Raw genomic sequence first — 14,204 nt, 5'->3', positions numbered from 1 at the left:
TTGAGTGTTAGTTACCCTATATTAATCAGTGGTAAGTAAATGCTTGTTAGGGTCTTGCTGACAAAAATAGCAGCAATGATTAAGCCCATTATTGGGCATAGTTTCTCAACGATAGCTAGACTAGCTTGCCACCTTTGATGGTGAATATGCGTTGCTGACTCTATTGCTCTAATAATATCGCCTGAATGGCACGATGCTTCTAAGGCTAACAAAGATTCTTTTGGAAACCAATAAGTTGGAAAGCTCACTAGATAGCTATCTCCTAACCTTAGGTGGTAATAAGTAAGTAGAAGTTCATCTTTAAGTTTAGGGTTAGAAAAGTTTTTAGGTAATAAAGTAAGCGCATTTTGTAAATGATTACCTGTACTTAAGGAGGCTTTTAATAAGCTGAATAACTTGTTAAGCCTAAATGCTTGATAATAATTTTCTGTTAAATTAATCATTAAACTTGATTGAAATAAAAGAAATACAATGAACTGCGTGCAAGTGATAGAAGCATAAAGGCTAATGCTAGGGAGTAAACTAATCAGCTCAACGGCATTTAAAAATAAGCTGGCAAGCCAAATAATCAAGGATAGTTGAATAACAAAATAGGGGTAAATGAGGCTTTTTTGTAAGCGTTTTATCCAGCTTCTTAATTGAGCGATTTGTTCGTGCAGCAAGCTTAAGTTTTGTATGAGTTGCTCGCTTGTGCTGTTTTGGATAAATAAATCGCAGTATCCATGCAAAGATGGTTCAACTAATGCTTTGAAGCAGGTGTTAAAGGGTACTCCCATACTGATTTCGTCATTGATAGCATGAGCCACTAATGAAACTTTAGTTTTTTTATGGTTGTGGCTTAAGTAAGTTAATACTTCTTGTAATTTTAATCCTGCTTCTAGCCCTTTTAATAGTTCAGATAAAAAGCTGATAAGTTGCTTACTATCTAAAGGTTTAATCTTTATTTCTTTAATTTTAGTAGACCACTTTTTTTGGTTGAAATGATCTAAATAGGCACTTTCCAAAGAAGGGTAGAAGCGAATGTTCTTTACACCATTATTTTCAATGCTGAGCCAAGGCATATTATTACTCCTGCTTGTTTCCAATAAATGACCAGAGAGTGTCCGTTTGGGTGAGGTCCTTATATTGAGTTGGTCTGTTTTCGATGTGCCAATTTGGCGTCGCTCCGAAGAATATCGGTTTAGCGTTAGCGCAATCAAAGTACATTTTTTGATGTAAAATTAAACGGATTACACTACTGAATGCGAAAAAATCAACCTGCCATGATTGCATTCTATGTATAGCATCAATCACTGAGTTACTGTGTAAGGTAGCGAATACCATGTGGCCTGTTAAAGCTGCAGTTATTGCAAGCTGAGCGGTTTCAGCGTCCCTTAATTCACCAACCAAAATAACATCAGGGTCTTGTCTCATAAAAGATTTGAGTAGGCTTGTGTGAGTAATATTAATGGCGAGTTGAGGCTCACATTGAAAATAATTATCTACTTCGTATTCAATGGGATCTTCGATGGTAAAAATAGCCTTGTTACGTTTGTTTAGCTTTTCTAAACAAGCGTAAAGTGTGGTTGTTTTTCCTGCGCCGGTTGCCCCACATACGAGAAATAAGCCACTATCTTGTAATAACGCTTTATTTATTTCTTCTGATAATTCGTGTGGTAGGTTGAGCTCTTCTAACTGCCTGATTTTATTTTGGTGCAATAAACGTAACGCAATCTTTTCACCTTTTTGTGTCGCAATAATACTGACGCGAATGAAAAACAGCCTTTGGTTAATGCTGTATTTGAACTGACCTTCTTGGGTGCGTCGTGTTTCAGAAAGATCTAAATTTGCCATGATTTTTAGACGATTAATCAGGTTGCCCGGAGCTTGTCGTAAAAATACATCGAGCTTCCCTGCGACTCTAAATAGAACTTTGTACTCTTTTTCTTCAGGGCAAAAGTGGATATCTGTAGCTTGCATTTCTGTCGCATGTTGAAAGATCTCTTCTAACATCATCATAAACTTTCATCCCCATCACCTTCTTCAGTGGTTGAACAATGGCTGGGTAGATAATCTGAAGTGAGTGTCGAGAGACAAGACCAATTCGCACTATCGCTACGTGAAAAAACAAAATAGTGGCCAGCATCAAGGCCAGGAAGTGTGTTTAGTGTGATTTTTAAATCACCCGTAATGCCATCAATATTATCGATCAGTATCTCATCAATATGCTTATCTGTGCTGGCACTAATAAGCCAATCCTCGAATTCAGCGTTTGTTGGAAAGTTATCATTGATCATGATGAACTCTTCAATTGCTGCTTGGTTCTGATTCGCTAAATTATGTACTGACACTAGATTGGCTTTAGCGACTTGCCGAGTTAACTTAGGAGCGCTAAGGCTTGCTAGAATTGAAATGATTGCTATCACAATCATAAGCTCAACAAGCGTAAAGCCGTTCATTCTCGATGAATGGGCCAAGGGGGGTCTTATTTCCATTATTTCCTCCATGAAATTTGGAAATGCTATTTTAAAGGCGCTTTAGGCTCATCCTTAAGCTTAAATCGCCTGCTTTAAACTAATTGGTAGAAGTGAGTTTTGTTTGTGTTATCGCTTTCTGCATCTTTATAAGGGTTTATAATCTGTTTATCTTGCTGTGTCTGGTTAAAGTTGGATTTATTTTGATTTGAGTCCTGTTCACTCTCTTCTGCTATTTCTTTGGCTAATTCTGTTCTTGCTGTATTAATCGATCGTTGAGCCTCAGAGGCAATGCTTCTATCTTGAGAAGAGGGCTCCTGTGGCGCTAATGCAGCACGATATACCTGTTTCATTTTATCGATCGTTGCTTGTGGATTATTGGCAATAACGCTTAGATCTATAGATACTTGGCCATTAATCGCATAGCGGCTACCATTTGGCCCTGTTTCATATTCATATTGGGGCGCGCCTGCGTGGGGGCCGCCTACACTTGCGTGAGCTCTTTCATGGTTTTTTACTTCTTGGTCCCTACGCCTTAGTTGCTCGACTTCTTTTTGTTCAGCGTCACTTAATCCTTGTTCAATTTGAAACTTACTTTGAGGCTGGATATGCGGCTTTTTTTCATATACGAGCTGAGATCCATGGTGCTGATGTGTGTCAGATGCTCTATTTGCTAAGTCCTGTTCAGCATGATTATGTTGAGAGAGATGTCTACCTTGCTCAGATAAGGTGACAAAACGGTTGTTTTCATTGAGAGGAGTGCTTTGACTGGTGGCTTGTTTCGATAACGACTGGTTTGCCTGCTGCTGATCGGCCTCAGATTGATTCTGGGTCGTTGTAGATGGCATTTTAGTGAATGCTTCAATGGCGTGAGGGATGCTCATAGACATAAAACAGCTCGTCAAAAACTTAGTGACTAGTACTTATTATAATGTCTGAGTGTTTTTTGTACAGAAGGTGGGCTGAGCTAACTGATAACCTAATCAGCTAGCTCATTATACTGATAGTTAACTGTGCTCTGACTGAATAGCTGTAATTGCAATAGTGTAAACAATATCGTCGACTAGAGCGCCTCGAGACAAGTCGTTCACAGGTTTGCGAATACCTTGTAGCATAGGCCCTATACTGATAACGTCAGCACTTCTTTGTACAGCTTTATAGGTTGTATTACCTGTATTTAAGTCAGGGAAAATAAAGACAGTCGCGCGGCCTGCAACCTTACTATTCGGTGCTTTTTGCTTGGCAACTTCTTCCATAATTGCCGCATCGTATTGCAGCGGACCATCAATGAGTAAGTCAGGTCGTTTAGCTTGAGCCATTTCTGTGGCTAATTTCACTTTTTCAACATCGTTACCTGCGCCAGAGCCGCCTGTGCTGTAGCTTATCATGGCAACACGTGCGGGAATGCCAAAGGCAATCGCTGAGTCTGCACTCTCAATTGCTATCTCAGCAAGCTGCTCCGCACTAGGGTCTGGGTTGATAGCACAATCTCCGTACACCAAAACTTGGTCCGGTAAGCACATGAAAAAGACTGAAGACACTAAAGATGAGTTTGACGAGGTTTTTACTAACTGCAATGCAGGGCGAATTGTGTTCGCTGTAGTATGAATTGCACCTGAAACTAGCCCATCTACATCGCCAGTTTCTAGCATCATAGTGCCTAAGGTAACATTATCTTCTAATTGCTCACGTGCAACTATGTCTGTTAAGCCTTTATGTTTTCTGATCTCAACCATAGGGGCGATATAGCGATCACGAATAGAGCTAGGGTTCAAAATTTCAACATCTGGATGCAGTACAATGCCATTATTATGGGCAATACGCATAATCTGAGATTCGTCACCTAATAATATACAGCGTGCAATTCCTCGTTCAGTACATATTGAAGCTGCTTCAATTGTGCGCACTTCTTCACCTTCAGGTAGCACTACGCACTTTTTCAGTGCCCTTGCCTGTTCGATAAGTTTATATCTAAAGGCTGGTGGAGAAAGCTTTCTTTCATCCTGATTCAGGGCAAAAGAACTTATCCATTCATGATCAATGCAGCGAGCCATATGCTCTTTTACGAGGGAAATACGCTGCTTATCATCAAGAGGAATTTCCTGATTAAAGGATTGCATGCCAATTGCTGTGTCCCAGCTGTTGGTATCGACTGAAAGAATTGGGAGCCCTTTAGCCATGGCTTTACCACAAAGCTTAAGAAGGTCTTCACTGGGCTGATAACTGCCCGTTAATACTAGAGCCGCTATCTTGGTATCGTTCAATGCGGCAATGGCTGTCGCCATTATGATGTCGGTTCTATCTCCAGGGGTGAAAACAAGCACGCCAGGTTTTAGCGCGGGTAGCGTGTTTTCGACACCACGGGCACATAGAGTAAAGGACTGAACACGGCGAGTATCTAATTCGCCCGCGTTAATCACCTTGGCATTTAAAAAATCAGCTACATCTCGTGCTCTTGGGTAGGTCAGCTCTTCAGTTTTTGGTATTTGCCCTAATAAATTGAAGTTGCGCTTAAAAATAGGGCGCTGGGCAAATGAATCGCCATAGGATTTAGCGCCAAGAGAGCCTGGGATGGTTTTGTTGAGTATGCACCCAATAACATCCTCTGCCTTTATACCACCATAAGATCCAGCTGCAATCTCAACATGGTGTTCAAGCTCATTAACTCGCATATTATTAGGCGCAGTGACAAGCACCAAGGAAGCATCAAGGGTCTTTGCTATGGCTTTGTTTAATCTTGTTGCGTAAGGGTGGCCAGGTATTTGTGCTAGGCCTTCGATAATAACTGTGCTGTCAGCTTCGATGCTTGATTGAAACCTAGCGACCACTTCTTCCATTAACTCTTCAATCTGGTCGTTATATAAAAAGCGTTCGGCTTCATGTAATGGAATGGGGTCTGCAGGTGTTAGGGTTGAGCCTTGTGCAACCATAGCGGTTGATCTGTCGGGACCAAAATCACCTGGCCTTGGTTGTGCGATTGGTTTGAAGAAGCTCGCCTTGAGGCCCTGTTGTTCAAGTGCTCGTACCAATCCCACTGAAACTGAAGTGAGGCCAACACCTGGGCCTGTTGGTACTGTCATTAGGACATTTGTAGACATGTCTATTTCCAAATTCTAATTATATAAGGTGGTCGTATAAGGTTAACGGCCTAAGCTTGAATTAAATGAATGGTATCTAGCGCAATCATTAATTCTTCATTTGTTGGTATGACCCAAACAGTTTTATTATTTTCTGTTTTAGAAATCTTCTGTATCTGCTTTCTTGGTAAATCAATATTAGTTTGTCTATCAATTTCTATGCCAAACAAGCTCAGGCTCTGGCAGACGTGCTGACGAACATAAACAGAGTTTTCACCTATACCACCTGTAAAAACTAAATGGTCGAATGAATTTAAAGAAGTGGCTAAAGCTGCAATGCTTTTTGCTGTGCGAACACAAAACATGTCTAGGGCTAGTTTGGCTCTTTCATCACCTGCTTTCATTGCTTCTTCTAAAGTGCGGCAATCATTTGAAAGCTCTGAAATCCCTAACAAACCACTTTCTTTATTTAGCACCTCTAGGCTTTGTTCTAAGCTTTTTCCTTCTGATTTAGCAATAAAGCTTAATATCATAGGATCTATGCTACCCGAACGTGTTCCCATCATAAGACCATCTAGAGGAGTCAACCCCATACTTGTATCAACAGACTCTCCATCCTGAATTGCGCAAACACTGGCACCATTACCAAGATGCGCAACTATGACTCCCTGATGTAAAGATTGTGTCTCTACTTGAGTAAGGGTTTGACTGATATAACGATAACTTGTGCCATGGAAGCCATACTTCCTAAGGGTTAGGTCCCGATAGAAATGCATTGGAATAGGGTAGAGGTATTGCTCTTGCTTTAAAGATTGGTGAAAGGCGGTATCAAAAACGGCAACTTGAGGGAGATGAGAAAATAAGTCTGCACAGGCTTTAATGCCTTTAACATTGGCTGGATTATGTAATGGTGCCAAATTAGAACAAGCTTCGATTGCATCCATTGTCTTTTCATCAATCAGTACAGATTGACTAAAAGATTCCCCACCATGAACAACTCTGTGGCCAATACCTATGAGTTTTTCAGTTATTTGAGGGTGTTGGTCAAGCCATGATTTTATACTGGTAAGGGCGTCTTGATGTGAGCCAAGGCGAATTGCTACGGATTCTTTTTCTTGGTTATATTCAAAATCAATTGAAGCTGATTCACTACCTAAGCGCTCCGCAACCCCTTCAAGAATAACCTGCTCCCCTTTTTGCGATAGAACAGCAAATTTTAAGGATGAACTACCACTATTAATAACCAGTATAAAATCATTCATTTTTAGTCTTTAACTACTCTTAATGAAAGGTCAATTGCTTGTAAGTGTTTTGTTAGTGCGCCAACAGAAACAAAATCTACACCTGTATTTGCTACATTTAATAAGTCTTGCTTTGTCATATTACCAGAGGCTTCAAACTTAACTTTATCACCATAGGTAGAAACAGCTTCTTCCATCATCTTTAAAGAGAAGTTATCTAGCATGATAATATCTGCACCCGCTTCTACTGCTTGTTCCACCTCAGCAAGGCTTTCTGTTTCCACTTCAATTGTTTTACCTGGCGCTATTGTTTGTGCCTTCTTTACTGCATTTTCAATAGAGCCTGCAGCCATAATATGATTTTCTTTAATTAAGAACGCATCATACAAGCCTACTCTATGGTTTTGTGCGCCACCTACAGTAACCGCGTATTTTTGAGCTAAGCGCCAGCCAGGGATAGTTTTACGTGTATCCAAAACAGTGAGCTTAGTGCCTGCTACTAGTTGAGCATATTCTCTGGAAACACTTGCCGTGTAAGATAGGCTTTGTAAGAAATTTAATGCGCAACGTTCACCTGTTAAAATACTGCGGGCATTACCTGAGAGTGAGAAGATTTTTTGATTGGCGCTAAGTTGTTCGCCTTCTTCTGCAAACCAGCTAATTTCAACACTCTGATCAAGTTGCTTGAATACCTCTTCAACCCAAGCTTTTCCGCATAAAATAGCATTTTCACGAGTAATTACATTCGCTTTAATGTTTTCACTAGATGGAATGAGTTGAGCAGTAATATCACCAGAGCCAATGTCTTCAGCGAGTGCTTGGCTAACTTGAGATGTTATTTGATGCTGAAGTTGGGCATCGTTCGGTGTCATGCTGTGTCCTGTATGTACAAATTTAAAAGAGGCTTATTGTAACGGGTATTGCTTATCTCGTCAGTGCTAAGCTAAGGGTTTTTATTTTCTTATTTGTATGTAAGTCAAATACTAGGGAACCTTCGAATAAGTCCTCCCGCCTCAGCGTGTGGATAAAAGCCCCTAGATTTAAGTCGTTTAGTAAACTGGAAGCTTATCAAGCTAGGCGAATCGACAATTTAATCTCTTTAAGTAAGTAATTGCCATTAGATTGAAAATGCTTGCTGCTTTTCAAAAGGGCGCAGGTTACACTCAAAGTTGATCATTGTTTCATTACCCTGAATAAGGTGATCATCTTTATAAGATATTAGCGTTAGACTTTACTACCCAAAAGATAGCGTTAAGCACTCATAAAGTAGCCAAAAGCTACATAAAAATAAACGCGCAAAACGCGAGAGGTGTTCTATGCATTCAGTTTTATCTCAAGAAATTCCCTCATTCGAGCCTCATTTGGATAACAGTTCATTTCGTATTGTGAAATTAGATGTGAGTGATCATATCGATTTTGATCATCATGAAGCTGTGTATCGTTGCCAAGATGATGAATCTGGTTTAATTGCTTTTATTGGCATTCATAATCGAAACCGTGGACCTGCTGTTGGCGGTTGTCGCATGTGGAATTACCAATCAGAAGCCGATGCGATTACCGACGTTCTTCGTCTATCTAAAGGCATGACCTATAAGAATTCTGTTTCATCTTTAGCTTTTGGTGGTGGTAAAGCCGTAATTTATGGAGTGCCAACTGCAAACAAACGAGAATCTGTTTTGGAAGCGTTTGGACGCTTTGTAAATGCTCTCGAAGGCCGTTATTACACTGCTGAAGACGTAGGCATTTCGCCTAAAGACATGTCGATTGTGAAGCGAAATACAAATTTTGTGTATGGTTTATCAGAAATAAGTGGCGATCCTTCACCTTTTACCGCCTTTGGTGTTTACCAAGGAATCAAAGCCGCCTGTGAAAAAAAATATGGATCAGATTCTCTTCAAGGAAAACGTGTTCTAGTGCAGGGGATTGGGCATGTTGGCTATTATCTTTGTGAATATTTGCATCAAGATGGCGCCCAATTATTGGTTTGTGATTTAAATGAAAAAGCCTGTGAAAAAGCAAAAAATGACTTCGATGCAGAGATTGTTTTTTCAGATCAGTTATTTGGACTTGCAATAGACATCTATGCGCCATGCGCTTTAGGTGGTACTCTTAGCGCCGAATTTGTAAACCAGTTCACAGGGGATATCGTTTCTGGTGCTGCTAATAACCAATTAGTAACGCCAGCTATTGGTGATTTGATACATGAAAAAGGGGTGTTATACGCACCTGATTATGTCATCAACGCCGGTGGAATAATTAACATATCCTTTGAGCCTGATTATTCTTCAGTCGCTGCAAAACAGCGTGTTGCAAAAATCAGGACTACACTTCGAGATCTTTTTGAAAGATCCGAATCGGAAAACGTTCCGACCTATAGGGTGGCTGATGAAATGGCGTTGGAAAACTTAAAACAATAATAATTTCGACCCCAATCATGCTAAACACAAGTCCATTATTTTTAATAGACTAGTGTTTAGCATGAGCGTTAGCTGGTTCCATACTTATCCTAGTGTGGCTCCAACGGTTCGTTTAAAAGGCACTTCGGTTGAAAACAATCAAACTCAACGGTTGCGCCAAGATCTGTTCTAATAGCGGGGGGTTATTAATACTATGACTGAGCAGCATATTCTCAATGATATCGATCCAATTGAAACCAAAGAATGGATAGATGCACTTGAGTCTGTTCTTCGTGAAGAAGGACCGGAACGTGTACAATACATTTTAGACCAACTAAATAAAGAAGCGACTAAAGCCGGCGCACCTATGCCTGCTTCAATCACGACATCTTACCGTAACACTATCTCACCTCAAGATGAGAAGCCGTTACCAGGTGATTTGTTTATGGAGCGTCGCATTCGTTCCATTATTCGTTGGAACGCTTTAGCTATGGTAATGAAGGCAAACCGAGTCGATTCGACACTTGGTGGTCACATTACAAGTTTCTCATCAGCTGCAACCTTATATGACATAGGTTTTAACCACTTCTTCCGTGGTGGCGATGGCAAACAAGAAGCTGATATGGTTTTCTTCCAAGGCCATATATCCCCAGGTATTTATGCGCGTTCATACATCGAAGGTCGTTTGACTGATGAGCAGCTAGATAACTACCGTCGTGAAGTTGACGGAAAGGGTCTTTCTTCTTACCCACACCCTTGGTTGATGCCTGATTACTGGCAGTTCCCAACGGTTTCTATGGGTCTAGGTCCACACCAGGCAATTTACCAAGCGCACGTACTTAAATATCAACAAAGTCGTGGTTTGATTGATCATGGTGACCGTAAAGTTTGGGCATTTTTAGGTGATGGTGAGTGTGACGAGCCAGAATCTTTAGGTGCAATAGCACTTGCTGGCCGTGAAAAGCTGGACAACTTGATTTTCGTTATCAACTGTAACCTACAGCGTCTAGATGGCCCTGTTCGTGGTAACGGCAAAATTGTTCAAGAGCTTGAAGGTGTCTTTAGAGGCGCAGGCTGGAATGTTGTTAAATGTCTATGGGGTCGTCATTGGGATCCTTTATTCGAAAAAGATACAAAAGGTTTGTTAGCGAAACGTATGGACGAAGTCTGTGACGGCGAGCTACAAAACTACAAGGCAAATGGTGGCGCTTATACGCGTGAGCACTTCTTTGGCAAATATCCAGAGTTATTGGAAATGGTCAAAGACATGTCTGATGATGACATCATGAACCTAAACCGTGGTGGTCATGACCCTTACAAAGTGTATGCAGCTTATGCAGAAGCAACTAAGAGTGATGGTCGTCCAACAGTAGTACTTGCTCAAACCGTTAAAGGTTATGGCATGTTTAAAGCTGCTGAAGCACAAAATACAGCTCACCAAACTAAGAAATTGGATGAAGAATCATTGGCAATGTTCCGTGATAAATTCGGTATTCCAATTAGTGATGAAGAGCTTAAAGATCTACCTTACTACCGTCCAGCTGAAGACAGCCCTGAGATGAAATATCTTCGTGCTCGTCGTTCTGAGTTGCACGGTGCTTTCCCTGCGCGTCGTAAAGCCAGTGAAGCATTAGAAGTACCTTCTTTAGAAGCATTTAAAGCACAAATCCAAAATACAAAAGGTCGTGAAATTTCATCGACTATGGCATTTGTTCGTGTCTTAAACACATTAGTGAAAGACAAGAAAATTGGTCATCGTGTTGTGCCGATTGTTGCCGATGAAGCGCGTACTTTTGGTATGGAAGGTATGTTCCGTCAATTGGGTATTTACTCAGCTGAAGGTCAGCGTTATACGCCACATGATCACACTCAGATCATGTACTACAAAGAAGACCAAAAAGGTCAAATCCTACAAGAAGGGATTAACGAAGCCGGCGCTATGTCTGCTTGGTTGGCGTGTGCGACATCATACAGCAACAGTAATTATCCAATGATTCCTGTTTACATCTACTACTCTATGTTCGGTTTCCAACGTGTTGGTGATCTTGCATATGCAGCAGGTGATTCCCGTGCACGTGGTTTCCTAATTGGTGCTACAGCAGGCCGTACAACACTTAACGGTGAAGGTCTACAGCACGAAGATGGTCATTCACATCTATTGGCAGGTACGATTCCTAACTGTGTATCTTATGATCCAACATACTCTTATGAAGTTGCTGTGATCGTACAAGACGGCATGCGTCGTATGTACCAAGAGCAAGAAAGTGTTTTCTATTACCTAACCGTAATGAATGAAAACTATGCTCATGAAGATATGCCTGAAGGTGCTGAAGAAGGCATCATCAAAGGTATGTACAAGCTTAAAGAGCACACTAAGAAGTCTAATAAGAAACAAGTTCAACTATTAGGTTCTGGTGTTATCTTGCGCGAAGTGGAAGCCGCTGCTGAAATGCTTTTCAATGATTATGGCATTAACTCTAATGTTTGGAGTGTGACATCTTTCAATGAATTGCGTCGCGACGGTCTTGATGTTGAGCGTTGGAACCTATTACACCCAGAAGCAGAGCCACGTGCTAACTACGTGTCTGATTGCCTAAACGGTGCAGGTCCAGTTATTGCGTCTACTGACCACGTTAAATTGTTTGCAGATCAAATTCGTCCGTTCATCGATAGCACATACAGTGTGTTGGGAACCGATGGTTTTGGTCGTAGTGATACTCGTGCGAAATTGCGTCACTTCTTCGAAATCAACCGCTACTGGGTGGTTGTTGCGTCTCTTAAAGCTTTGGCTGACGATGGAGAAATTGAGGCATCAGTGGTTCAAGAAGCGATTGTTAAGTTTGGTTTAGACTCAGAAAAACCAAACCCAGCAACTTGCTAATTACCATTTAAATCTGTGCCTGATCTAGGATTAATCTGGATCAGGCTATTTATATTTTTGATGCGTCTTAATGACAAAGGAGATTTCCGTGAGTACAGAGATCATTCATGTACCGGATATTGGCGGTGCAGCCGATGTTGAAGTGATCGAGATTAATGTCCAAGTTGGTGACATGATCGAAATCGATCAGGCAATTATTGTATTAGAAACTGATAAAGCCTCTATGGAAGTACCAGCTTCTGTAGCGGGTAAAGTGACTAGCATTGCTATCGCAGAAGGCGCGACAGTAAATGAAGGTGACGTAATTCTTGAAGTTGAAGTTGCTGGCGCTACTGCAGCACCAGAAGCACCTGCTGTTGCAGCTGCACCAGTAGAGCAAGCAGCGCCTGTTGCTGCGGCTCCAGCTGCTGCGCCAAGTGTTGCTGCTGAAATCGCTGTTGCTGTACCTGATATTGGTGGTGCGACAGATGTTGAAGTTATTGAAGTTTGCGTAAGCGTTGGTGATGAAATTGGTGAAGGTGACTCAATTGTTGTCCTAGAAACTGATAAAGCATCAATGGATATTCCTGCTCCAGCGGCTGGTAAAGTGGTTAGCATTTCAATCAATGTTGGCGATACAGTGTCAGAGGGCGGTGCTATTTTAGTGCTTGCTTCTGAAGTAGCTGCGCCTGCTGTTGAAGCGGCACCTGCGGCTCCTGAAACACCTGTTGCTGCAGCACCTGCTCCAGTAGCTGCGCCTGTTGTTACGGCTGGTGGTGTTGAAGGTGTTACTGTACCTGATATCGGTGGTGCTGAAGGTGTTGAAATTATTGAAATTTCAGTGGCTGTTGGCGATAAAATTGAAGAAGGTGATTCCATTCTTGTACTAGAAACAGACAAGGCTTCAATGGAAATTCCTGCACCAAGTGCTGGTACAGTTAAAGTAATTAAAGTAAGTGTGGGTGATAAGGTTTCTGAAGGTGATCAACTTCTAGATCTTGAAGTAGAAGGATCAGTTGTTGCTGCACCAGCACCTGTTGCTGCGCCTGCTCAAGCAGCGGCTGCACCAGCGACACCTGCTGCTGCACCAGCAAAAGCGGCTCCTGCTGTTGATACTGCTGCTGTTCTAGCGACACCATCTAAAAATGTTCATGCAGGTCCTGCTGTTCGCATGCTAGCGCGTGAATTAGGTGTTGATTTATCTCTTGTTCGTGCAACAGGCCCACGTGGTCGAATCACAAAAGAAGACTTAAATGCTTATGTGAAAGCAGCGGTACAAAAAGCAGTTTCTGCTCCAGCGGCAACTTCTGCAACAGCGGTTGCAGGTGCGGGTATCCCACAAGTACCTGATGTTGACTTCAGCCAATTTGGTGAAGTTGAAATTGTGAAGATGAGCAAGATTCAAAAAATCACAGCTCAAAACATGTCACGCAACTGGTTAAACGTGCCTCATGTAACACAGTTTGATAAAGCAGACATCACAGAACTTGAAGCTTTCCGTAAAGGCCTTAAAGGGGAAATGGAGAAACAAGGTGTTAAACTAACACCACTACCATTCCTGATTAAAGCTGCGGCACAAGCCTTGGTTGAAAATCCAGCATTTAATGTTTCTATGCGTGCAGATGGCGAAAGCTATGTACAAAAAAGCTATGTAAATATTGGTATCGCGGTTGATTCTCCAATCGGCCTTGTGGTTCCTGTTTTACGTGATGCAGATAAGAAATCAGTTGTTCAAATTGCTAAAGAAGCAAATGTACTGATCAAGAAAGCCCTAGATAAGAAACTACTTCCAGCAGACATGCAGGGTGGTTGTTTCACTATTTCTAGCCTAGGCGCTATTGGTGGTACAGGCTTTACACCTATCGTAAACTGCCCAGAAGTAGGTATCTTAGGTGTTTCTAAAGCTGATGTTGAGCCGCGTTGGAATGGTAAAGAGTTTGAACCTCGTACCATGTTGCCACTATGTTTATCTTATGATCATAGAGCAGTAAACGGTGGTGATGCTGGTCGCTTCATGACTTATTTGAATTCAGTACTAAGCGACTTACGTCGTATGGTGCTTTAATTTAGTTTATCTAAGTTTAGTGATTCGGTTAGTCATTTTTAATGGCTAACAAAAAAACCGCACTTAATTTAAGTGCGGTTTTTTTTGTTCTGATTTTTGCGCTTCTTTCGTT

The 14,204-nt window shown here is 41.5% G+C and carries 10 protein-coding genes; 3 read left to right on the top strand and 7 right to left on the bottom strand.

Annotation, left to right across the window (positions count from 1 at the left end; genetic code table 11):
* Nucleotides 1-11: 11 nt before the first annotated feature.
* The 7 genes from OA91_RS22380 to nadC all read right to left on the bottom strand — a co-directional run bounded on the left by OA91_RS22380 (nt 12) and on the right by nadC (nt 7,643).
* The gene (locus tag OA91_RS22380) at nt 12-1,061 is read right to left on the bottom strand and encodes a type II secretion system F family protein (RefSeq protein WP_063339904.1); all 1,050 of its coding nucleotides are present in this window, start codon (nt 1,059-1,061) and stop codon (nt 12-14) included.
* A 4-nt stretch (nt 1,062-1,065) separates the two neighbouring features.
* Nucleotides 1,066-1,998, bottom strand: coding sequence for a GspE/PulE family protein (locus OA91_RS22375; protein ID WP_231870443.1), 933 nt, complete (start codon nt 1,996-1,998; stop codon nt 1,066-1,068).
* Nucleotides 1,995-2,474 carry a pilin gene (locus tag OA91_RS22370; protein ID WP_197477858.1) on the bottom strand — a complete coding sequence of 160 codons (480 nt, stop codon included), beginning with the start codon at nt 2,472-2,474 and terminating at the stop codon, nt 1,995-1,997. Before OA91_RS22370 ends, OA91_RS22375 begins: the two co-directional genes overlap by 4 nt.
* Nucleotides 2,475-2,548: 74 nt before the next feature.
* Entirely contained in the window at nt 2,549-3,343 is a 795-nt protein-coding gene (locus OA91_RS22365) for a putative metalloprotease CJM1_0395 family protein (RefSeq protein ID WP_063339902.1), read from the bottom strand.
* Between the two features lie 117 nt (nt 3,344-3,460).
* Nucleotides 3,461-5,551, bottom strand: coding sequence for a phosphate acetyltransferase (gene pta, locus OA91_RS22360; RefSeq protein WP_046017779.1), 2,091 nt, complete (start codon nt 5,549-5,551; stop codon nt 3,461-3,463).
* Nucleotides 5,552-5,601: 50 nt separating this feature from the next.
* Nucleotides 5,602-6,792, bottom strand: a complete 1,191-nt coding sequence (locus OA91_RS22355; RefSeq protein ID WP_063339901.1) for an acetate/propionate family kinase — start codon at nt 6,790-6,792, stop codon at nt 5,602-5,604.
* A gap of 2 nt (nt 6,793-6,794) precedes the next feature.
* Nucleotides 6,795-7,643 carry a carboxylating nicotinate-nucleotide diphosphorylase gene (gene nadC / locus OA91_RS22350; RefSeq protein ID WP_063339900.1) on the bottom strand — a complete coding sequence of 283 codons (849 nt, stop codon included), beginning with the start codon at nt 7,641-7,643 and terminating at the stop codon, nt 6,795-6,797.
* A gap of 489 nt (nt 7,644-8,132) precedes the next feature.
* On the opposite strand from nadC, the gene OA91_RS22345 reads away from it, so the two are divergent.
* From OA91_RS22345 to aceF, 3 genes are all read left to right on the top strand, one after another.
* Entirely contained in the window at nt 8,133-9,188 is a 1,056-nt protein-coding gene (locus tag OA91_RS22345; protein WP_231870442.1) for a Leu/Phe/Val dehydrogenase, read from the top strand.
* 193 nt (nt 9,189-9,381) lie between these two features.
* The gene (gene aceE / locus OA91_RS22340; protein ID WP_063339899.1) at nt 9,382-12,048 is read left to right on the top strand and encodes a pyruvate dehydrogenase (acetyl-transferring), homodimeric type; all 2,667 of its coding nucleotides are present in this window, start codon (nt 9,382-9,384) and stop codon (nt 12,046-12,048) included.
* A gap of 88 nt (nt 12,049-12,136) precedes the next feature.
* Nucleotides 12,137-14,092: a pyruvate dehydrogenase complex dihydrolipoyllysine-residue acetyltransferase gene (gene aceF, locus OA91_RS22335; protein WP_063339898.1), complete on the top strand. Its 1,956-nt coding sequence runs from the start codon at nt 12,137-12,139 to the stop codon at nt 14,090-14,092.
* Nucleotides 14,093-14,204: the final 112 nt, after the last annotated feature.

This window comes from Marinomonas sp. SBI8L, from assembly GCF_001624705.1.
GTDB lineage: Bacteria > Pseudomonadota > Gammaproteobacteria > Pseudomonadales > Marinomonadaceae > Marinomonas.
This window is presented reverse-complemented; position numbering and strand designations above follow the sequence as displayed.

Excerpts from the sequence above, each read along its gene's own strand:
- OA91_RS22365 (WP_063339902.1), bottom strand. The coding sequence starts at position 3,343 with ATGTCTATGAGCATCCCTCACGCCATTGAAGCATTCACTAAAATGCCA.
- OA91_RS22355 (WP_063339901.1), bottom strand. The coding sequence starts at position 6,792 with ATGAATGATTTTATACTGGTTATTAATAGTGGTAGTTCATCCTTAAAA.
- OA91_RS22380 (WP_063339904.1), bottom strand. The coding sequence starts at position 1,061 with ATGCCTTGGCTCAGCATTGAAAATAATGGTGTAAAGAACATTCGCTTC.
- OA91_RS22375 (WP_231870443.1), bottom strand. The coding sequence starts at position 1,998 with ATGATGATGTTAGAAGAGATCTTTCAACATGCGACAGAAATGCAAGCT.
- nadC (WP_063339900.1), bottom strand. The coding sequence starts at position 7,643 with ATGACACCGAACGATGCCCAACTTCAGCATCAAATAACATCTCAAGTT.
- OA91_RS22370 (WP_197477858.1), bottom strand. The coding sequence starts at position 2,474 with ATGGAAATAAGACCCCCCTTGGCCCATTCATCGAGAATGAACGGCTTT.
- aceE (WP_063339899.1), top strand. The coding sequence starts at position 9,382 with ATGACTGAGCAGCATATTCTCAATGATATCGATCCAATTGAAACCAAA.
- pta (WP_046017779.1), bottom strand. The coding sequence starts at position 5,551 with ATGTCTACAAATGTCCTAATGACAGTACCAACAGGCCCAGGTGTTGGC.